Annotated in this window: 25 protein-coding genes; 24 read left to right on the top strand and 1 reads right to left on the bottom strand. The window is 39.5% G+C overall.

From position 1 onward, the window contains the following. The 24 genes from rpmC to H1P_RS08505 all read left to right on the top strand — a co-directional run bounded on the left by rpmC (window position 1) and on the right by H1P_RS08505 (window position 16,335). Entirely contained in the window at window positions 1-249 is a 249-nt protein-coding gene (gene rpmC, locus H1P_RS08620; RefSeq protein WP_144866241.1) for a 50S ribosomal protein L29, read from the top strand. Between the two features lie 9 nt (window positions 250-258). After that, on the top strand, window positions 259-507 hold the full coding sequence (rpsQ, locus tag H1P_RS08615) for a 30S ribosomal protein S17 (protein WP_144866239.1): 249 nt from the start codon (window positions 259-261) through the stop codon (window positions 505-507). A gap of 26 nt (window positions 508-533) precedes the next feature. Beyond that, window positions 534-902, top strand: a complete 369-nt coding sequence (rplN, locus tag H1P_RS08610; protein ID WP_144866237.1) for a 50S ribosomal protein L14 — start codon at window positions 534-536, stop codon at window positions 900-902. Then, window positions 902-1,246: a 50S ribosomal protein L24 gene (rplX, locus tag H1P_RS08605; RefSeq protein ID WP_144866235.1), complete on the top strand. Its 345-nt coding sequence runs from the start codon at window positions 902-904 to the stop codon at window positions 1,244-1,246. Before rplN ends, rplX begins: the two co-directional genes overlap by 1 nt. A 73-nt stretch (window positions 1,247-1,319) precedes the next feature. Then, entirely contained in the window at window positions 1,320-1,865 is a 546-nt protein-coding gene (rplE, locus tag H1P_RS08600; RefSeq protein WP_144866233.1) for a 50S ribosomal protein L5, read from the top strand. Window positions 1,866-1,899: 34 nt separating this feature from the next. Then, window positions 1,900-2,301 carry a 30S ribosomal protein S8 gene (gene rpsH / locus H1P_RS08595; RefSeq protein WP_144866231.1) on the top strand — a complete coding sequence of 134 codons (402 nt, stop codon included), beginning with the start codon at window positions 1,900-1,902 and terminating at the stop codon, window positions 2,299-2,301. An 18-nt stretch (window positions 2,302-2,319) separates the two neighbouring features. Beyond that, on the top strand, window positions 2,320-2,856 hold the full coding sequence (gene rplF, locus H1P_RS08590) for a 50S ribosomal protein L6 (protein ID WP_144866229.1): 537 nt from the start codon (window positions 2,320-2,322) through the stop codon (window positions 2,854-2,856). 5 nt (window positions 2,857-2,861) lie between these two features. Further along, a complete protein-coding gene (rplR, locus tag H1P_RS08585) occupies window positions 2,862-3,224 on the top strand; it encodes a 50S ribosomal protein L18 (RefSeq protein ID WP_144866227.1) in 363 nt (120 codons plus the stop codon). Window positions 3,225-3,251: 27 nt separating this feature from the next. Then, a complete protein-coding gene (rpsE, locus tag H1P_RS08580) occupies window positions 3,252-3,779 on the top strand; it encodes a 30S ribosomal protein S5 (RefSeq protein ID WP_144866225.1) in 528 nt (175 codons plus the stop codon). A 27-nt stretch (window positions 3,780-3,806) separates the two neighbouring features. Next, window positions 3,807-4,256, top strand: a complete 450-nt coding sequence (rplO, locus tag H1P_RS08575) for a 50S ribosomal protein L15 (RefSeq protein ID WP_144866224.1) — start codon at window positions 3,807-3,809, stop codon at window positions 4,254-4,256. A gap of 112 nt (window positions 4,257-4,368) precedes the next feature. Then, complete coding sequence (gene secY / locus H1P_RS08570) at window positions 4,369-5,691, top strand: preprotein translocase subunit SecY (RefSeq protein ID WP_144866222.1); 1,323 nt, start codon at window positions 4,369-4,371, stop codon at window positions 5,689-5,691. A 140-nt stretch (window positions 5,692-5,831) separates the two neighbouring features. Beyond that, window positions 5,832-6,386: an adenylate kinase gene (locus H1P_RS08565; protein ID WP_144866220.1), complete on the top strand. Its 555-nt coding sequence runs from the start codon at window positions 5,832-5,834 to the stop codon at window positions 6,384-6,386. 42 nt (window positions 6,387-6,428) lie between these two features. Next, complete coding sequence (infA, locus tag H1P_RS08560) at window positions 6,429-6,653, top strand: translation initiation factor IF-1 (RefSeq protein WP_144866218.1); 225 nt, start codon at window positions 6,429-6,431, stop codon at window positions 6,651-6,653. A gap of 114 nt (window positions 6,654-6,767) precedes the next feature. Further along, window positions 6,768-6,881, top strand: coding sequence for a 50S ribosomal protein L36 (gene rpmJ / locus H1P_RS08555; RefSeq protein ID WP_144866282.1), 114 nt, complete (start codon window positions 6,768-6,770; stop codon window positions 6,879-6,881). Between the two features lie 66 nt (window positions 6,882-6,947). Beyond that, complete coding sequence (rpsM, locus tag H1P_RS08550) at window positions 6,948-7,328, top strand: 30S ribosomal protein S13 (RefSeq protein ID WP_144866216.1); 381 nt, start codon at window positions 6,948-6,950, stop codon at window positions 7,326-7,328. 45 nt (window positions 7,329-7,373) lie between these two features. After that, window positions 7,374-7,766, top strand: a complete 393-nt coding sequence (gene rpsK, locus H1P_RS08545) for a 30S ribosomal protein S11 (RefSeq protein ID WP_144866214.1) — start codon at window positions 7,374-7,376, stop codon at window positions 7,764-7,766. A gap of 94 nt (window positions 7,767-7,860) precedes the next feature. Further along, a complete protein-coding gene (locus tag H1P_RS08540; RefSeq protein ID WP_144866212.1) occupies window positions 7,861-8,850 on the top strand; it encodes a DNA-directed RNA polymerase subunit alpha in 990 nt (329 codons plus the stop codon). A gap of 17 nt (window positions 8,851-8,867) precedes the next feature. Then, window positions 8,868-9,218, top strand: a complete 351-nt coding sequence (rplQ, locus tag H1P_RS08535; RefSeq protein ID WP_144866211.1) for a 50S ribosomal protein L17 — start codon at window positions 8,868-8,870, stop codon at window positions 9,216-9,218. A gap of 21 nt (window positions 9,219-9,239) precedes the next feature. Continuing rightward, window positions 9,240-10,076 (top strand): tRNA pseudouridine(38-40) synthase TruA, encoded by an 837-nt coding sequence (gene truA / locus H1P_RS08530; protein WP_144866209.1) that lies wholly within the window; start codon window positions 9,240-9,242, stop codon window positions 10,074-10,076. Window positions 10,077-10,117: 41 nt separating this feature from the next. After that, window positions 10,118-10,573 carry a 50S ribosomal protein L13 gene (gene rplM, locus H1P_RS08525; protein WP_144866207.1) on the top strand — a complete coding sequence of 152 codons (456 nt, stop codon included), beginning with the start codon at window positions 10,118-10,120 and terminating at the stop codon, window positions 10,571-10,573. Continuing rightward, window positions 10,573-10,986, top strand: coding sequence for a 30S ribosomal protein S9 (gene rpsI / locus H1P_RS08520; protein ID WP_144866205.1), 414 nt, complete (start codon window positions 10,573-10,575; stop codon window positions 10,984-10,986). Before rplM ends, rpsI begins: the two co-directional genes overlap by 1 nt. Window positions 10,987-11,019: 33 nt before the next feature. Continuing rightward, window positions 11,020-11,265 (top strand): 50S ribosomal protein L31, encoded by a 246-nt coding sequence (gene rpmE, locus H1P_RS08515; RefSeq protein ID WP_144866203.1) that lies wholly within the window; start codon window positions 11,020-11,022, stop codon window positions 11,263-11,265. Window positions 11,266-11,380: 115 nt separating this feature from the next. Beyond that, the gene (gene prfA, locus H1P_RS08510; protein WP_144866201.1) at window positions 11,381-12,493 is read left to right on the top strand and encodes a peptide chain release factor 1; all 1,113 of its coding nucleotides are present in this window, start codon (window positions 11,381-11,383) and stop codon (window positions 12,491-12,493) included. 602 nt (window positions 12,494-13,095) lie between these two features. Next, entirely contained in the window at window positions 13,096-16,335 is a 3,240-nt protein-coding gene (locus H1P_RS08505; protein ID WP_222426986.1) for a DUF445 domain-containing protein, read from the top strand. Between the two features lie 306 nt (window positions 16,336-16,641). Here the strand turns inward: H1P_RS08505 and H1P_RS08500 are convergent, their stop codons facing one another. Then, window positions 16,642-18,039 carry a CHAT domain-containing protein gene (locus H1P_RS08500; RefSeq protein WP_246141536.1) on the bottom strand — a complete coding sequence of 466 codons (1,398 nt, stop codon included), beginning with the start codon at window positions 18,037-18,039 and terminating at the stop codon, window positions 16,642-16,644. Window positions 18,040-18,153 lie beyond the last annotated feature (114 nt).

The following is an 18,153-nucleotide window of genomic DNA, read 5'->3' as shown; positions in this document are numbered from 1 at the left end:
ATGGCTTTACCCAGTATAGAAGACGCGAGAAAGTTCAGCGACGAAGATCTCGCAGCAGAAATTTTAGCTGTAAAGCGGGAACTGTTTCAGTTAAGACTGGAACAAGCAACTCGCCGTTTGGAAAAACCCCATTTGTTTAAACATACGAAACATCGCCTCTCTCAATTGTTAACAGTAGAGCGCGAGCGTCAGCTAAATATTGCACTAAATATTGCACCCACTACACAAGACAATTCTGAACAGGAATAATTAATAGTTATGGCAGTAAAAGAAAGAGTAGGGGAAGTAGTAAGCGACAAAATGGATAAAACCGTAGTTGTTGCTATCGAAAACCGTTCTCCTCACCCCAAATACAAAAAAATTGTAGTTCGCACTAAAAAATATAAAGTTCACGACGAATCAAACCAATGCAAAATTGGCGATCGCGTGAGAATCCGCGAAACTAGACCCCTCAGTCGTACTAAACGCTGGACTGTGGCAGAAATTTTAGACAATAAAAATTCTTAACTCTTATTTAGATAAATCTAACCACCGTGATACAACAACAGACTTATCTTAATGTTGCCGATAATAGTGGAGCGCGTAAGCTAATGTGTTTACGAGTTCTGGGTAAAGGTAACGCCACCTACGCCAGCATTGGCGATGTTATTACCGCTGTAGTCAAAGATGCCTTACCTAACATGGCAGTCAAAAAATCCGATGTCGTTAGAGCAGTGGTGGTTCGCACCAAACAGCCCTTACGTAGAGATAGTGGCATGAGTATTCGCTTTGATGATAATGCTGCGGTAATCATTAATACTGATAATAACCCCCGAGGAACCAGGGTTTTTGGACCTGTAGCGCGGGAGTTAAGAGAGAAAAACTTTACTAAAATCGTATCTCTAGCTCCGGAGGTAATCTAATGGCAAAAACTAAAAAGCCCCAACGCTATAAAATGCACGTCAAAAAAGGAGACACTATTCAGGTGATTTCTGGTCGTGACAAAGGAAAGGTAGCAGAAATTTTGCAAACTCTACCTAAAACTAGCCAAGTAGTGGTTAAAGGGGTCAATATTCGTACCAAGCACGTTAAACCCCAACAAGATGGGGAATCAGGGCAAATTGCTACGTTTGAAGCTCCCATTAATAGTTCTAACGTGATGCTTTATTCCGAGAAAGAAAAAGTTGCTAGTCGTGTCGGCTACACCGTTACTGAAGATGGTCGTAAAGTGCGTGTCCTCAAAAAGACTGGCGAAATTATTGATTAATTTAATAGTCAATCATTAACTTTATTCCGCAGAGTCCTGACCAAGCCCAGGAAATAATTAAGAGTAAAAAACTATGGCAGTTAAGCTTAAAGAAGACTACAAAAAAGACATTGTACCCAAGCTCAAAGAACAGTTTGGTTACAGTAACATTCACCAAGTTCCGAAAGTTGACAAAATTATTATTAACCGAGGTTTAGGGGAAGCATCTCAAAACGCGAAAGCTTTAGAATCTTCAATTAATGAATTAGCAACTATTACAGGACAAAAACCCGTTGTCACTAGGGCAAAAAAAGCGATCGCGGGTTTTAAAATCCGTCAAGGAATGCCTGTAGGAGTAATGGTAACTCTTCGTGGTGAGCGGATGTACGCATTTCTCGAACGGCTCATTCACTTAGCTTTACCTCGCATCCGTGACTTTCGTGGCATTAGTGCCAAAAGTTTCGATGGACGCGGTAACTATAGTCTTGGGGTCAGAGAGCAACTAATTTTTCCCGAAATTGATTATGACGCTATCGATCAAATTCGGGGTATGGACATTTCCATCGTTACTACCGCCAATACCGATGAGGAAGGGCGTGCTTTGCTTCAAGAAATGGGAATGCCCTTTCGTAAAAACTAACTTGATTAAAATCGGGAGATAACAAAAGGGAATAATGGCAGCAAACGATACTATCTCAGATATGCTAACCCGCATTCGTAATGCCTGTATGGTCAAGCATCCAACAACTCAAGTACCTGCAACAAACATGACTCGAAGTATTGCTCAGGTACTCAAGGAAGAAGGCTTTATCGGTGAATATGAAGAAACAGGAGAAGGTATAAAAAAATACCTCGCTATTTCTCTTAAATATCATGGTAAAAATCGCCAACCAACTATTAGTAGACTTAAAAGAGTCAGTAAACCAGGATTGAGGGTTTATTCTAAACGCAAAGACATACCTCGTGTATTAGGCGGAATTGGCATTGCTATTGTATCCACTTCCCGTGGAGTAATGACAGACCGCGAAGCCCGTCGTCAGGGCGTTGGAGGAGAAATCCTCTGTTACGTCTGGTAATTTAAGGAGTAATTATTTATGTCACGAATTGGCAAGCAGCCCGTTCCAATCCCAGATCAAGTATCTGTGGATATTAAAGGTCGTCATGTCACTATTAAAGGACCAAAAGGCACTTTATCAAGAGAATTACCCAGTGCGATAGTGGTTGCACAAGAAGGTTCCACTGTAAAAGTATCCCCCGAAAACAACTCTCGTATTGCCCGTCAACGTCATGGTCTTTCTCGTACTTTGGTAGCGAATATGGTAGAGGGTGTATCCAAAGGTTTTGAAAAAAGACTGCAAATTCAAGGGGTAGGTTATCGCGCCCAAGCTCAAGGTAAAAAATTGACCCTGAATGTTGGCTACAGTAACCCAGTAGAAATGCAGATGCCAGAAGGAATCCAGGTAGCTGTAGAAAAGAATACCGAAGTAGTCCTCAACGGTATTGATAAAGAAGTCTTGGGCAACGTTGCTGCCAGAATTCGAGCAGTTAGACCTCCTGAACCATATAAAGGAAAAGGAATTCGTTACCTTGGAGAACAAGTAAGACGTAAAGCAGGTAAGACAGGTAAATAAACACTATGAAATTATCTCGCAAAAAATCAGTTGGTCGTCGTCACCAACGTATACGCAAAAAAGTAAGTGGAACTCCAGAGCGTCCTCGTTTGTCAGTGTTTCGCTCCAACAATCATATCTATGCCCAAGTAATTGATGATGTAGCACAGCATACCTTGGCTGCTGCATCTACCTTAGATCCCGATGTTAAGCAAAGCATCAGCGCGACTGCTACTCGTGACGCTTCTTCTGCGGTGGGGAAACTGGTTGCCCAAAGAACTTTAGCTAAGGGAGTTACTAGAGTGGTTTTTGACCGTGGAGGCAATCTCTACCACGGCAGAATTCAATCTCTGGCGGATGCTGCTCGCGAAGCAGGTCTGGACTTTTAATTTTTAGCAAAATCTTCATTACAAATCATGGCAAAAACCAAATCTCGCAAAAAAAGTCGCTCAAAAGAAAAAGATTCTAACTGGCAAGAAAGAGTTGTTCAAATTCGCCGTGTTAGTAAAGTAGTAAAAGGCGGTAAAAAACTAAGTTTCCGCGCCATTGTGGTTGTGGGCAATGAAAAAGGTCAAGTAGGTGTTGGTGTCGGAAAAGCTGCTGATGTTATTGGTGCTGTCCGTAAAGGTGTTGCAGATGCCAAGAAACAACTAGTAGAAGTATCCCTCAACAAAGCTAGTTCGATATCTCATGTTACCAATGGCATTTCTGGAGGAGCTAAAGTATTTATGCGTCCTGCTGCTCCTGGTACTGGGGTAATTGCAGGGGGTGCTGTACGTACTGTTCTAGAGCTTGCGGGAATTAAGAATATTTTAGCTAAACAGTTAGGTTCTAATAACCCTTTGAACAATGCTAGAGCAGCAATTGACGCTCTTAATGGTTTACGCACTTTCTCTGAAGTAGCAAAAGAAAGAGGTATTTCGCTAGAACAATTGTATGCTTAAAAATTACATCTAGGAGAATATCGAGCAATGAAATTAAATGAAATAGCCCCTCAACCAGGTTCTAAAAAACGTAAACGCAGAGTCGGTCGTGGCATTTCTGCTGGACAGGGAGCTAGCTGTGGTTTTGGAATGCGGGGTCAAAAATCTCGTTCTGGTACTGGCACAAAACCAGGATTTGAAGGGGGTCAAATGCCTTTGTATCGCCGTGTTCCCAAACTAAAACATTTTCAATTAGTTAATCAAAAACATTACACCATTATTAACGTAGAAAAGTTAGCCTCTTTACCTGCTAATACAGAAGTAACCTTAGATTCTTTGTTAGAAAATGGTGTAGTTACCACAAACGATGGTCCTTTAAAAATTCTAGGTAATGGTGAGCTTTCCGTTGCTCTTACCGTTAAAGCAGCAGCTTTTACCAACAGTGCTAAAACTAAAATTGAAGCTGCTGGTGGTAGCTGTGAAGTAATCACCAATTAAGCAAGATACTCCACTTGATATATCATAAGTTTGAAGGTGTAACAATAAAAACAATATAAGATTTTCACCTAATAACTTAATTTACTTCCCACCAAGATAGAGGTAGCCTTGCATGGTTCGAGATAAAACACCTACTGCACAAGAAACATTTTTACAGATGGCGCAAGCTGCTGGTCTTCGGGGTCGGCTGCTAATTACCATCGGTCTTTTAGTATTAGTTCGTTTAGGCATATTTATCCCCGTACCAGGGATCGATCGAGTTAGATTCGCCGAAGCAGTACAAAACCTTCCCGTATTAGGATTCTTAGATATCTTTACAGGGGGAGGTTTATCAGCTTTGGGGATTTTTGCTCTAGGAATTTTACCTTTTATTAATGCTTCTATAATTATGCAGCTATTAACGGCTGCTATTCCCGCTTTAGAAGATTTACAAAAAAATGAAGGAGAAGCTGGAAGACGCAAAATTTCTCAGATTACTCGTTATATTGCTTTAGGATGGGCAATTCTTCAAAGCTCTGGTTTAACCGTTGGTTTACTTCGCCCTTATGCGGTAGAACCAGGAATTTGGTTTATTTTAGAAACAGTATTGGCTCTAACTGCTGGCTCAATGTTTGTCATGTGGGTTTCCGAGCTAATCACTGAACGAGGTATTGGTAACGGAGCTTCTCTGTTGATTTTTATCAACATTGTTGCTACCTTGCCTAAAAATTTGGGTAACACCATCGAATTTGCTCAACAGGGTGGCAGAGAAGCTGTAGCTCAAGTTGTTATCTTAATTTTAGTTTTTTTAGTTACTATCGTCGGGATTGTTTTTGTCCAAGAAGGGACAAGAAGAATTCCCATTATTTCTGCTCGTCGTCAAGTAGGTAGAAGATTGTATCGCGAGAGAACCAGTTATTTGCCTTTAAGACTTAACCAGGGTGGTGTTATGCCAATTATTTTTGCCACTGCTGTAATCAGTTTGCCTACTTCTTTGGCCCAGTTTGCTAATGGAGATAGTACTTTTGGTCGTATTTTGGCACAATTTGCTAACGCAGTCACTCCCTTGAGAGGAGAAATTAACTGGATAGCGATCGCTTTTCAATCTCTTTTAATTCTCTTCTTTAGTTACTTCTACGCCTCTCTCATTATGAATCCTGTGGATATGTCCCAAAACTTGAAAAAGATGGGTACTTCCATTCCTGGGATTCGTCCTGGTAAAGCTACAAGTGCTTACCTAGAAAAAGTAATGAATCGTTTAACTTTGTTGGGTGCAATCTTCTTGGCAATCGTGGTAACAGTTCCCAGCTTGATTGAAGCAGCTACCAGAGTACAAACATTCAACGGTTTTGGTGCTACATCTTTACTGATTTTAGTAGGTGTGGCTATTGACACCGCAAAACAAATACAAACCTACGTGATTTCTCAACGTTATGAGGGAATGGTTAAGCAATAAATAACGATGCGATCGTTTATTTCTTCTGAGACGTAACTAATTTTTTTGGAGGATACAAACAACGGAATTCAAGTGACAACCAAATATCTATTTTAAGATAATCGCAGAGTTACTTTTTTCTGTTATCAGTATAAAGAGCAGTGAAAAAATTGATTTTTTTGGGTCCTCCTGGCGCAGGAAAAGGCACTCAAGCACAATTATTGTCAGAAATATACTCCATACCTCACATTTCCACGGGGGACATTTTAAGAGCAGCCGTTAAAGATAAGACTATTTTAGGACAAAAGGCTCAAGGTTATATGGATCGAGGCGAATTAGTTCCTGATGAATTAATTCTCGATCTAATCAAAGAACGCCTTAGTCAACCAGATACTAAAGAAGGTTGGATTCTAGATGGTTTTCCCCGTAATGTAAGTCAAGCTGCTTTTCTAGACAAATTACTCGCTGAACTAGGCTCAACGGCAGATCTAGTTCTCAATCTTGAAGTTCCTACCGAAATTCTCATCGAACGTTTATTAGAAAGAAAGAGAAAAGACGATAATGAATCCACTATTCGTCGTCGTTTAGAGATTTATCATCAAGATACTGTACCTGTAACTAATTACTATTCTGAACGTGGTTCTTTAAAATCGATTAATGGCAATCTTTCAATGACAGAAGTAACTAATTCTTTGCAAGCAATTATTAATAATTAAGATTTGTGAGCAAAAATCAACCCCCAACGGAGGAAATCTCAATTGTCAAAACAAGACCTAATTGAAATGGAAGGGACGGTGACAGAGTCTCTACCCAATGCTATGTTTCGTGTCGATCTAGATAATGGGTTTAATGTACTAGCTCATATTTCTGGCAAGATACGTCGCAATTATATCAAAATCCTTCCTGGCGATCGCGTTAAAGTGGAACTTACCCCTTATGACTTAACAAAAGGAAGAATTACTTATCGCCTCAAAAATAAATAGTACTCCAGTTTTTGTAGTATAAATTTTTAACCATACTATAATAACACAGGGACTTTGACATCAGATCGAAATATAAGTATAATTATAGGCTTGCAGTGTTGCAGACAGATAGGGATGAAAGTTAGACCATCAGTCAAGAAAATGTGTGAAAAATGCCGTGTCATCAAAAGACGCGGTCGCGTTATGGTGATTTGTAACAATCCGAAACATAAACAACGCCAAGGATAAGTTACTCCCATCATTACGAACCATTAAGATTCATGTAAACCAAACAAAAATAAGGAGAATAAACACGTGGCACGGATTTCAGGTGTCGACCTTCCCCGTGATAAACGCGTCGAAATTGGGCTGACTTATATTTTTGGGATTGGATTGTCCAGTTCTCAAAATATCTTAGCAACAACAGGGGTAAACCCCGATACTCGAGTCAGAGATTTATCTGATGAAGATATTGCCAAACTACGCGCCCATATCGAAGCTAGCTACCAAGTCGAAGGAGACTTGAGACGCTGGGAAGCAATGAACATTAAAAGGTTGGCAGATATTGGTACTTACCGAGGTCGCCGTCACCGTATGGGCTTACCAGTTCGCGGACAAAGAACCAGAACTAATGGTCGTACTCGTCGAGGTAGAAAACTTACCGTAGCGGGTAAGAAAAAAGCACCCAGAAAGTAAAGCATTAAACTCAATCAACCTAACTAGTTTTTTAATTGAATTACAATGGCGCAACCAAAAAGAAAAAGCGGCGCAAGAAAACAGAAAAAAAATATTCCTAACGGAGTAGCTCACATTCAATCTACCTTCAACAATACCATCGTTACTATATCTGACACTAGGGGGGATGTAGTATCTTGGGCTTCTGCTGGCTCTAGTGGTTTTAAAGGAGCCAAAAAAGGAACTCCCTTTGCTGCTCAAACCGCAGCCGATGGTGCAGGAAGAAAAGCAATGGATCAAGGAATGCGCCAAATAGAAGTTATGGTAAGTGGCCCTGGTGCTGGTCGAGAAACCGCTATTAGGGCATTACAGGCAGTAGGATTAGAAATTACTCTTATTCGTGATGTAACTCCGATTCCTCATAATGGATGTCGTCCACCAAAACGACGCAGAGTATAAAAATACTAAATTAATATTCTAGTGATTAAACACTCTTTGGCTATATTGCCCAAAGTACGAGTCAGTCGCTGTCAAAGGTCAGGGAGGTCAATCTGTGGCACAATTTCAAATTGAGTGTGTAGAATCCAAAACACAGAAAAATCAACATCAATATAGTAAGTTTGTCATTGAACCCCTAGAGCGTGGTCAAGGTACAACCCTTGGTAATGCGCTAAGAAGGGTACTGCTATCTAATCTTGAAGGAACAGCGATTACCGCAATCCGAATTGGTGGAGGAATGGCAAAAGATGAAAGTAAGCAAGAACATCATTTTGGTTTTGCTACCCACGAATTTGCCACCATCGAAGGGGTTAGAGAAGATGTTTTAGAGATTATTCTCAATATGAAAGAGATTATTCTCAAAAGCTACACTAACCAGCCTGAAATTGGTCGTCTAGTTGCTACTGGTCCTGGGACAGTAACCGCTAATCAGTTTCTTCTACCTACGGGTGTAGAGTCAATCGATCCCAATCAATATGTCGCTACTTTAGCAGACGGAGCTTCTTTAGAAATGGAGTTCAAAATTGAGAAAGGTAAAGGTTACAAAGCCGTTGAAAGGGGCAGAGACGAAGGGAGTTCTTTAGATTTCCTGCAAATAGATGCCATATTTATGCCCGTTACCAAGGTCAATTTTACTGTTGAAGATGCCAGGGTAGATGGTTCGGCAGTCAGAGAAAGACTCATGATGGAGATTTGGACTAACGGTAGTATCAAACCTGAAGAAGCTTTGTCTCAAGCAGCAGGAATAGTGGTGGATATGTTTAATCCGCTAAAAGACCTGACTTTAGAAGAAATTCATGATGAGATTCAAGAAGATGAAGATCCCACAAGTCAAATCCCCATCGAAGAGTTGCAATTATCAGTCAGAGCTTACAATTGTTTAAAGCGAGCGCAAATTAATTCTGTTTCTGACCTGTTAGATTACACTCAAGAAGACCTCCTTGAGATCAAAAACTTCGGTCAAAAATCTGCCGATGAAGTAATTGAGGCTTTGCAAAAGCGTTTGGGCATTACTTTGCCTCAAGAAAAATCAGGTAAAAGTTAAATAAAAAAACAAAAATCATGCGTCATAGATGTAAAGTCCCCCAATTAGGACTACCAGCAGATCAGAGGAAAGCCCTTTTGCGCTCTCTAGCTACTCAAATTATCCGTCATGGTCAAATTACCACTACCAAAACTCGCGCTAAAGCAGTACGTAGTGAAGTGGAAAGAATGATCACTTTAGCTAAAGATGGCTCTCTTGCTGCTAGACGGAGAGCCATGAGCTATCTTTACGACAAAGAATTAGTTAGTCAACTTTTTCAAGAAGTTAACAATCGTTATGGCGACCGCCAAGGTGGTTATACTCGCATTGTGAGAACTAAACGCCGTCGTGGAGATAATGCAGAAATGGCAATTATTGAGCTAGTCTGACAAGAGCATGGATCGACTGTGATGAATACTTACGACTCAGAACAGCGAAATCCATCTGCACAAAGAGTAGCACTTATAATTCAGTATATAGGTACTAAATATAACGGTTGGCAAAGACAGCCCATTGGACGGACTATACAAGGAGAGATTGAAACTGCACTTGCTTCTGCAACAAATAAACCTGTAACTATCTATGGTGCAGGAAGAACAGATGCAGGAGTTCATGCAGCAGCCCAAGTAGCTCATTTTAACTACATAGGGCCAATACCGCCCCACAAATGGGCAAAAATCCTTAATTCTCGATTACCAGAAGGTATCCTAATTAGAGCCTCAGCGCAAGTCCCTAATGATTGGCACGCTTGTTTTTCAGCAAGTTGGAGACGCTATCGTTATACAATTTATACAGACAAACTGCCTAATTTGTTTGTCAAATCTGTATCCTGGCATTACTATCGTGCTCCTTTAGATGAAACAGCTATCCAACAAGCTTTAGACCCCTTGGTTGGGAAACATGAGCTATCAGCTTTTAGAAGAACAGGATCGAATAGAAAGCATTCTTGGGTTGATGTTCAGGTAGCTCAATGCTATCGACAAAATTCGTTTCTGCATCTAGAGATTCAAGCTGATGGTTTTTTGTATGGCATGATGCGATTATTGGTAGGACTTTTGATAGAAGTAGGCGTAGGCAACCTGTCTCCTACAAGTTTTACTGAATTATGGCAAAATCGCCAGCGAGAAAAAGTTAAGTACTCAGCACCAGCTAAGGGGCTTTGCTTATTAAGAGTGGGATATCCTGTCTTTCCCTTTTCCCCAGAAATTTGGTTTGATACTCAACCTACTTATGTTTTAGCTCCCTAAAATTTCCTTTATAAAGAAAAAATTACCTATCATTAAAAAAAATGAGTAAAACACCTTTACCAACAAAAGATACCCTAGAACAAAAATGGTATGTTGTAGACGCTGCTGACCAGCGTTTGGGTCGTTTAGCTACAGAAATTGCCATGATTCTACGAGGCAAAAACAAACCTACTTATACTCCTCACATGGACACTGGAGATTTTGTTGTTGTAGTTAATGCAGATAAAGTTGTTGTTACTGGTAGAAAAAACGAACAAAAGCTTTATCGTCGTCACTCTGGAAGACCAGGGGGGATGAAAGTAGAAACTTTTGACCAATTAAAAGCTCGTATTCCCGAAAGAATTATCGAAAAAGCAGTCAAAGGGATGTTACCTAAAAATGCTTTAGGTCGCAAACTGTTTACCAAACTCAAAGTGTATGCAGGTACAGAACATCCCCATACAGCACAAAAGCCAGAAACTTTAATTATCAATACAATTCCCGCAAGAGGTAACTAATGGAAGGAACAGAAAGTCAAGATAGAGTAGTATATTGGGGTACTGGTCGTCGTAAATCTGCGATCGCTAGAGTTCGTCTTGTCCCAGGTGAAGGCAAAGTAGTCGTTAACGGCAAATCTGGAGAAGATTATTTTAACCGCATTCCTGGTTATGTCAACTCTCTCAAATCTCCCTTGGAAACTTTAGGTTTTGAAAATGAGTACGATATTCTGGTAAATGCTCACGGTGGTGGACTCACTGGTCAAGCAGATGCGGTAAAATTAGGAGTAGCTAGAGCATTATGCGTTCAAGATCCTAGTAATCGTCAACCTTTGAAAACAGAAGGCTATTTAACCCGCGATCCTCGCTGTAAAGAGCGTAAGAAGTATGGATTGCACAAAGCTCGTAAAGCTCCTCAATTCTCTAAACGTTAAACTTAATTATCTCCAGCGAAGGAAAGTTGTATTATGCCAAAACCAGATATCCATCCTACTTGGTATCCTGAAGCTAAAGTTATTTGTAACGGTGAAGTCGTAATGACTGTTGGTTCTACTCAACCAGAAATTAATGTTGATGTATGGTCAGGAAATCACCCCTTTTACACAGGAACACAAAAAATTATTGATACAGAAGGACGAGTTGACCGCTTTCTACGCAAGTACGGTATGCTCGATTCTAGTGCAGAAGCTTCTGATTCCGAGCCAAAGAAGTAGCAAACAAATAAAATTTAGCAACCCAGTAGTCAAGTTTTTGGCTGCTGGGTTGTTTGTATTTTCAGACTTTATTTTATTTATTGAACTTACATTATACTTTCAGGAGTGTTGAATCATGGCTGAAGCTTATTTATTAGAAAAACTCAAATCAGTAGAGCAAACTTTTGAGGAATTAACTCGTCGCTTGGGCGATCCTGATATTGCGACTAATCCCGATGAATTACAAAAAGTAGCAAAAGCTCGATCTTCTTTGGAAGAAACTGTTAATACTTACAGAGAATGGCAAGAAGCTACCGAGGAATTGGTAGGAGCAAAAGAAATTGTTAAAGAATCTGCTAGCGATCCTGAAATGAAGGAAATGGCAGCAATGGAAGTTGAAGAATTAGAAGAGAAAATTACTCAGTTAGAAGAACGACTCAAAATTCTCTTGTTACCCCGCGATCCTAACGATGATAAGAACATCATGTTAGAAATTCGGGCTGGTACTGGTGGTGATGAAGCGAGTATCTGGGCTGGTGATTTGGTGCGGATGTATTCTCGTTATGCGGAAGTTCAAAACTGGACTGTTAAGCTTTTGAGTGAGTCTACTGCCGATATGGGAGGCTTTAAAGAAGCAATCCTCGAAATTCAAGGGGATTCTGTTTACAGTCAACTCAAGTTTGAAGCAGGGGTACACCGAGTACAAAGAGTTCCTGTTACCGAAGCTGGGGGAAGGGTTCATACATCTACTGCTACAGTGGCTATTATGCCCGAAGTAGATGATGTGGAAGTCAAAATCGATCCCAAAGATATCGAAATGAAAACTGCTCGTTCAGGTGGTGCTGGGGGACAAAACGTCAACAAGGTAGAAACCGCAGTAGATTTAATCCATAAACCTACAGGAATTCGTATTTTCTGTACGGAAGAGCGATCGCAGCTACAAAACCGCGAACGAGCCATGCAAATCTTAAGAGCAAAACTCTATGAAATGCAATTAGCCGAACAACAAGAAGAAGTCACGTCCATGAGGCGATCGCAAGTAGGCACAGGAGCGCGTTCTGAAAAAATTCGTACTTACAACTACAAAGATAATCGCATTACCGATCATAGATTGGGACAAAACTTTGCTTTAGCTAATTCTTTGGAAGGAGATATTGATAACATTATTCAGTCTTGTATTTCTCAGGATCAACAAGAAAGATTAGCTGAGTTGGCTAATTCTCCTGATACAGCAGCAGGATTAATTTAATTTGATCGATCTCGATCGTTCTCGTATATTTGAAAAGTGCCTAAAAAATTATCAGTTTTGGGCATTTTTTATTGATAGCGATCGCAAAATTTACATTTTTGATACATTAGAAAGCTTTCGGTAATCCCGCAAGATTAATAACTTAATTGTCTGAGATTAACCTATCAGCAATGGAGTTGGAACGATCTCGTTAGCTATCCCACAGTTTTTTGACTCACGATCAAAAATTTAATAAATGTAAAGAAAGACATAAAAATACTTATTTTTAGTAAAGTAAATATTGACAAGCCTATCCAAATTCCAATTTGTTTGAGAGATTTGATCGTGGTTGATTGAGGAATCTGGAACTACAGATACTCTCTGAATTTAGATAGTAAATTTAATTTAGGTTTTATAGCTAGTAATTTAGCCTTAAAAATCATTTGCTGTTTTCTGCCAATGAAAAAATAACTTGTCATTAAATTAAGATTGGTTAACCAATCGACAGATGTTGAATATGACGTAAATGCTCTTTGGAAATCAGGGAGGATAATTCCTTGATATTCATTTGTTCTATGTTCAAAAATATCCTTTCCTTCTTTCAACCAAGGAAACAACTGAAAATGACTAATAATTTTGAACTTCAGCCTTGTACCGTCTATGTCCAAGATTGTACTTCAGACAAAGTCAGTAATTTATATCAACTCGATCTCACAACGGGAAAAGCAGAATTAGTTGGTGCGATTACCAATGATGTTTATGACATTGCTTCTGTCGATTCGCATCTATACGGATTAGATCAAGAAAAAGATCGGGAAACTACTTGCCTAGTCAAAATAGATCCTGCTACGGGAGATGCTACTGTAATTGGGGATATTGGCTTTTATGTTGTTGGTCTAGCATATAACCGTCAACGGAAAACTCTTTATGCTTCTGCTGCTAAACAATTAATTGCGATCGATCTCGAAACAGGTCGTGGTAAACCTGCAACTAAAGTAAGTCGGGGTAAAAGAGGTTGTGGTGAAATTGCTTTTGACGAAAATGGTCGCGCTTACATTACTCTAATTGGTTCTGACCGTAAAAAATTTCTGGCAAGCTGTAATCTCGATACCAATAAAGTCAAAATTATCGGCGATATTGGCTTTCCCGACCTCGCCAGTATGGAGTTTGTCGGAGATGTTCTGTATGGCGTAACGGGTAACTTTTTTGACTTAGGAAAGGACGGTCAATTAATTCGCATCGATACCAAGACAGGACAAGGAACTTTGGTCACCGAAACCGATCCTCTCGGTCGTTGGGCTGGTATGACTACTTATCAACCAGCAACAGCACAAACTAAAAAAACTCCTGCAAAAGTAACCGCTAAGAAACAATCTGAAAACACAGTAGAAGAAGCCATGCAGCTATTAACCATCGATACCAAAAACAACTGCTACGTTATCGATCCTGATGGAATGAACGATCTGCAACAAAATGTTGCCAATACCTTTGCTTTCGAGCGAGGCACTTATGAAATCAAAATTGCTAGCGGTCGCTACAGTTTTGCCAAGAGTAGTACAGAAGGAGAACCTTTAGTTTTACTTTGGATTTATGGCGAAAATGGCAGTACCTTTATCAATCACAAGACTGGTGTTGAATCTGGTGCAACCTGGACAACTTTAAATGGATATAACGACCGCTTACGATTAGAAGTTAAAGATAAAGCCGTTCTCTGTGGTTTGTTCTTTGATGTCAATCAGACTGAAAATAGCGGTTCTGTCGATCTGACAATTACTGGCGATCAGCCATCTTTTTCTGCTCAATGTTTAACAATCGATAGCAAGCAAAACTGTTATGTCCTCAATGAAAATAATCTGTCTAGTTTGAAGCAATGGGGTCATAATTTTATCGAACTAGAACCTGGTAATTATCGCCTTAAAATTCGGGAAGGCAATGCTAGTTATTGGTCAGATGATCAGAAGTTTGACCTCGAACCTTGGACTTTAATCCAAATTAAAGCTGGCAAATTTGTACCGAAACTTACAGGAATCGAAGGAGACGAAACTTGGTGTTCTTTAAACGGATTCCAAGACGAATTTATTTTAGAAGTTAAAGCAAAAACTACTGTTTCAGGATTCTTTTTTGATACCTATAAAGAAGACAATCAAGGACAAATTGTTCTAGGGATAGAACCGATTAGCGTTACTGAGTTAGCCCAAGAATACGAAAAACAGCAAAATAGCAATAGTAGTCGTCAACAGGGAAGCACTACTACATCAACCAGTAAGTCCGTAGAAAATGAAAGTCAGGTTGCGGTAGGAGTTGTAGGTAGTTCAAGTAGTTCGAGTAGTTCCACTAGCTATAACGGAAGTAGTAGTTTTAATTTCCGCTTTGATGAAGCTCAAATGGAACAAATGTGGCAGCAAATGGCAGCCCAAATCGAGAGTTCCGTGACGGTAACTGACGAACAAGACGAGAAAAAAGAAGCCTATTATTGGGACAATCTGGAAAAATGGATTCTCAAAGGCTATCAAACTCAAGCCAAAGACCTGGCAATGAAGGTAGCGCGGATTGAGTTTATGACGAAATCCATCACTCAACAGATGGAAGCTAGCTTTAATCATAATTTCCAAGCTTGGTCTGGTTATTTCGATAATCGTCTTCAGGAACTGATCGAAAATAGAATGACTGCGATGGTAGACGAGCAAATCAATCTCCGACTCAGCGATCGCTCAACAGAAATTAAAAACCAAGTCGTCCAACAACTACAAGAAGATATAGATCGCCGTATTGATTCTGCGGTTAATCTTAAAGTCAGCGATCGCTCTACGGAAATTAAAAACCAAGTCGTTCAACAATTGCAAGAAGATATCGACCGTCGTATTGACGCTGTAGTAAATATCAAAATCGACAATCAAGCTACAGAAATTAATCATCAAGTTGTCGGACAGCTACAAGAAGAAATGGAGCGACAGATTACCACGATTGTCGATCACAAAATTGAAAATCAAGCCACAGAAATTAATCATCAAGTGGTTCAGTTATTACAAGAAGACATCGATAAACGCATTGATTCGGTAGTTGACATTAAAATTACAGATCGCTCTCCCAACCTGAAAAACTTAATCATTCAGCAACTACAAGCAGATATCGATAAACGCATTGATTCTGTCGTGAATCTGAAACTATCCGACCAAACTCCAGAAATTACTAACTTAGTCAATCAACAGCTACAAGCAGACATCGATAAACGCATTGATGCTGCGGTGGGTTTAAAAATTGAAAATCAAAGCCAAAACATTAAGAAAGGAGTAATCAACCAAATCCAAGTAGATTTAGACCGACGAATTAATTCTATAGTGGAGAATAAGACCGATAATAGCTTTCAAGTAGTTGTCAATAATGTGATTAACGATGTTGACGATCGCATTAATGTCAAACTAGAAAATACCATGCTCAACTTCCGCGATGATGTCACTTCCATCGTCCACAATGAGCTAAACCAAAACTTTACTGATTCTTTGAAAGCAACCTTATTCTCCGATATGAGGAAACAACAATTCTTCCTCGATGTGCAGTCTATTAGAGAAGAGGTCAATAACTTCTATTCCCGCTTAGGACAATTTGAAACCCAACTATATCTCAGAATTGAACAAGGAGACACCCAACTGTATAACTGGACTTTAGAGCAACTTACCGCTCTCCAAGGCTGTTTGACCGACCGTCAAGCGTTAGTGGAAATGTTCGAGTCTTTCAGCACCAAACTGAAAACTACTTTAGATGGTGCCGCTTGTGTACAGCCTAGCCGATTTACAACTTGGGTAAGAACTGAAAATCAACCCCAGATTGAGCCAATGCAACCAGCACAATTACCCGAAAGTTAATCGAGCATGAGCTAATAGAGGGAGCATTAGAGTCTTGATAAAACTCTATTTCTCTCTTTCTTAACTTTCTTAAAAAGAGGAGAACACTATAGAAGGAAAACCATTAAAGTCACAACTCATGAATTTTAAAAGCGATCGCCCGAAGCTCCCGTTTTAACGGAATTTATAATCTATACAAGTTTTTCCGTATTTTTACTTAACTATCTAAAAAAGCTCAAGGATTACTGATATTCTCAGCAAAACCTCAAATACAGCGATCGCAGTATCGATGCAACAACTTACCTTGACTATGTTTGGTAACTATAACTACCAGGGATTACCAATAATTGTAAATCCTGCCCAGTAAAAGGGATGTTGAAAGTTTCTCGATTCTTCTCCTGTAATTGTAGGGGGCAAATTTACCTCAACTTCTAAACCTTTAACCTCAGTTTTTTCCACAAAAACTTTTTGTTTTAATACACTAATTTGAGCTTGTCTTAAAGCAGCAGCTTTAATAGGAGTCGATCTTAATTGTTGATAAAACTTACTCATCAAAACCACTGTTCCCGTATCATCAATACTCCATAGACTGGCTAAAGCAGATTTTACTCCCGCCTGCATAGCTAATCCAGCAAAACCAAACTCTGCATCTCGATCACCCAAAGCAGTGTCACAAGAGCTAAGAACTAATAAGTCTACTGGAGGAAGATTTAATTCTAAATTGGCAATTTGATCTAAACTTAATTTGCGATCGCTAAACTGAATAAAAGAATTTTCTGGTGAACCTGAGTTGAATTTGGCATGAGAAGCAATATGAATAATATCAAAGCCTCCTGATTTATGAGCATTCATGAGATTTTGGATAGTAAAGGCTTGGTTGATTAGTTTCTGCCCTGACCACAATTTTGGTACGATTGTTTCTAGTTCTACTGTAATACCTGGTAATGGCGGTAAATCATCAAATTCTGATGCCCCCATAGCTAAAACCTGTTGCTCTGGCTTAGGTTCATAATCAGTATCAGTTAAATTGAAGGCAGGAATACGGGCTATATTATATTTTTCAACAATAAACCTTTCGCCGTCGTGTAGCGCAGCAAAAGGTAGAGAGCGTAGAGTAGGTCCAGTGCAGAGCAACAAAGTATCAATGTTTTCCGCTTCTAAATAAGGCTCTAGAGGCTCAAACATCCATTGGTAAATAAGTCTGGCTGGCGGTAAATATTTCAGTGAATTAGGATCGGCAGCACCTGCTTCAATTCCTGACTCTAATTCCTCAACTCTTTCAGTTAGCAGTTCTCGATTTGCTCCTCTAACGAATTTTGTGACAAATTGTTCGTCGGGAGTAATTAGCATCAATTCTAAAAAATCATCTGTGGGAACTGCCCAAATAACTGCTGGTCGAATTCCTGCTTGCTGCTGGATTTCTGTTAAATGCTCGGCGATTTTTGTAGCTGAGCGATCGCGATTGGAGAAATTGCGCCGAAAATAACGTTCATAATCGTGTTCCCATTTTTTTTCTAGTCCAGCAATCATGTCAGAAAATTTTTCTAAATCTACAAGATTCAACTTTTCTTGGGGTTCAGAAATCGATTTAGAAAAAAATATTTCTTGAGATTTGAGTGGATGGGAATTGGTTAAAATAACAAGGCTTGCTACTGAAATACAAATTAGAAAGTAAGACCAGTTACGAATTATTTGATTTAAACGGCGTAAGTTTTTTTTTAACATGATACTTCTGATTTGAATTTATTTAGTTATTCACTTGATTTAGTTATCTAAAAAAGCTAAAGGATTGCTCGTATTCTCTGCAAAACCTAAAATACCCTTGTCACGGTGTTCATA

Origin of the sequence: Hyella patelloides LEGE 07179 (genome assembly GCF_900659865.1) — a bacterium.
GTDB classification, from domain to species: Bacteria; Cyanobacteriota; Cyanobacteriia; order Cyanobacteriales; family Xenococcaceae; genus Hyella; species Hyella patelloides.
The sequence above is the reverse complement of the archived record's forward strand: the minus strand, read 5'-3'. Positions and strand labels throughout refer to the sequence as shown.

Excerpts from the sequence above, each read along its gene's own strand:
- prfA (WP_144866201.1), top strand. The coding sequence starts at position 11,381 with ATGGCTGAAGCTTATTTATTAGAAAAACTCAAATCAGTAGAGCAAACT.
- rpmC (WP_144866241.1), top strand. The coding sequence starts at position 1 with ATGGCTTTACCCAGTATAGAAGACGCGAGAAAGTTCAGCGACGAAGAT.
- rplF (WP_144866229.1), top strand. The coding sequence starts at position 2,320 with ATGTCACGAATTGGCAAGCAGCCCGTTCCAATCCCAGATCAAGTATCT.
- rplQ (WP_144866211.1), top strand. The coding sequence starts at position 8,868 with ATGCGTCATAGATGTAAAGTCCCCCAATTAGGACTACCAGCAGATCAG.
- H1P_RS08505 (WP_222426986.1), top strand. The coding sequence starts at position 13,096 with ATGACTAATAATTTTGAACTTCAGCCTTGTACCGTCTATGTCCAAGAT.
- H1P_RS08500 (WP_246141536.1), bottom strand. The coding sequence starts at position 18,039 with ATGTTAAAAAAAAACTTACGCCGTTTAAATCAAATAATTCGTAACTGG.
- rplE (WP_144866233.1), top strand. The coding sequence starts at position 1,320 with ATGGCAGTTAAGCTTAAAGAAGACTACAAAAAAGACATTGTACCCAAG.
- rplX (WP_144866235.1), top strand. The coding sequence starts at position 902 with ATGGCAAAAACTAAAAAGCCCCAACGCTATAAAATGCACGTCAAAAAA.
- rpsH (WP_144866231.1), top strand. The coding sequence starts at position 1,900 with ATGGCAGCAAACGATACTATCTCAGATATGCTAACCCGCATTCGTAAT.
- truA (WP_144866209.1), top strand. The coding sequence starts at position 9,240 with ATGAATACTTACGACTCAGAACAGCGAAATCCATCTGCACAAAGAGTA.
- rpsQ (WP_144866239.1), top strand. The coding sequence starts at position 259 with ATGGCAGTAAAAGAAAGAGTAGGGGAAGTAGTAAGCGACAAAATGGAT.
- rpmE (WP_144866203.1), top strand. The coding sequence starts at position 11,020 with ATGCCAAAACCAGATATCCATCCTACTTGGTATCCTGAAGCTAAAGTT.
- rplO (WP_144866224.1), top strand. The coding sequence starts at position 3,807 with ATGAAATTAAATGAAATAGCCCCTCAACCAGGTTCTAAAAAACGTAAA.
- rpsE (WP_144866225.1), top strand. The coding sequence starts at position 3,252 with ATGGCAAAAACCAAATCTCGCAAAAAAAGTCGCTCAAAAGAAAAAGAT.
- rpmJ (WP_144866282.1), top strand. The coding sequence starts at position 6,768 with ATGAAAGTTAGACCATCAGTCAAGAAAATGTGTGAAAAATGCCGTGTC.
- rplR (WP_144866227.1), top strand. The coding sequence starts at position 2,862 with ATGAAATTATCTCGCAAAAAATCAGTTGGTCGTCGTCACCAACGTATA.
- rpsI (WP_144866205.1), top strand. The coding sequence starts at position 10,573 with ATGGAAGGAACAGAAAGTCAAGATAGAGTAGTATATTGGGGTACTGGT.
- secY (WP_144866222.1), top strand. The coding sequence starts at position 4,369 with ATGGTTCGAGATAAAACACCTACTGCACAAGAAACATTTTTACAGATG.
- rplM (WP_144866207.1), top strand. The coding sequence starts at position 10,118 with ATGAGTAAAACACCTTTACCAACAAAAGATACCCTAGAACAAAAATGG.
- rpsK (WP_144866214.1), top strand. The coding sequence starts at position 7,374 with ATGGCGCAACCAAAAAGAAAAAGCGGCGCAAGAAAACAGAAAAAAAAT.